The 633-nt window shown below is 42.0% G+C and carries 1 protein-coding gene; it reads right to left on the bottom strand.

Annotated elements, in window-relative coordinates:
- Positions 1–633: alpha-amylase family glycosyl hydrolase (locus LD39_RS20755; protein ID WP_035553268.1), on the bottom strand; the 633-nt coding region annotated here is incomplete at both ends.

The following is a 633-nucleotide window of genomic DNA, read 5'->3' as shown; positions in this document are numbered from 1 at the left end:
ATCACATCATCATCAGAGTAAATGGCATTGAAGTCCCCATGTGTGAGTGCCTGGTGGTTTTTTCTCATTTCAATAAGTTTTTCATAATAAGCTTTCAGTTCCAGATTTTGTTCTGATTTATCCCAAATCATCATTTCCCTGTAATAACGGTCCTTCCATTCTTTTACTTCTTCATGGTTCCTGCTTTGAGATAAACCGACTTCGTCACCGTAGTAAATAATTGGTGCCCCAGGTAAGGCGAATTGAAGCGATGCAGCCATTTTCAACGTTTCTGTATCTCCATCGGCTTCATATAGAAAGCGAGGCATATCATGGCTGTCCAGGAAGGTAGCCGGGACAAACTCCTCGTGATAAGCTTCATTGATTGTCGTTAAAGAGTCAGCTAGCTTATTCATACTGGAATCATTGATGAACGCATCATAAATGGCTGACTGGGTTGGAAAGTCGATCGCTCCATCCAATTTGCCCGAATATGAAGTAATCGTTTCTAAGTTATCCCACACTTCTCCAAAAATGAAAGCGTCTGAATCAATTTCCTTCACTTTGTGGCGGAAGTCTACCCAGAAACTTTGGCTTGGTCCTTTGGCATAATCAAGGCGGAATCCATCCACTCCGATCTCTTCCATCCAAAAC

The sequence above is a fragment of the Halobacillus sp. BBL2006 genome (assembly GCF_000786645.1).
Classification (GTDB): Bacteria; Bacillota; Bacilli; order Bacillales; family Halobacillaceae; genus Halobacillus.
The sequence above is the reverse complement of the archived record's forward strand: the minus strand, read 5'-3'. Positions and strand labels throughout refer to the sequence as shown.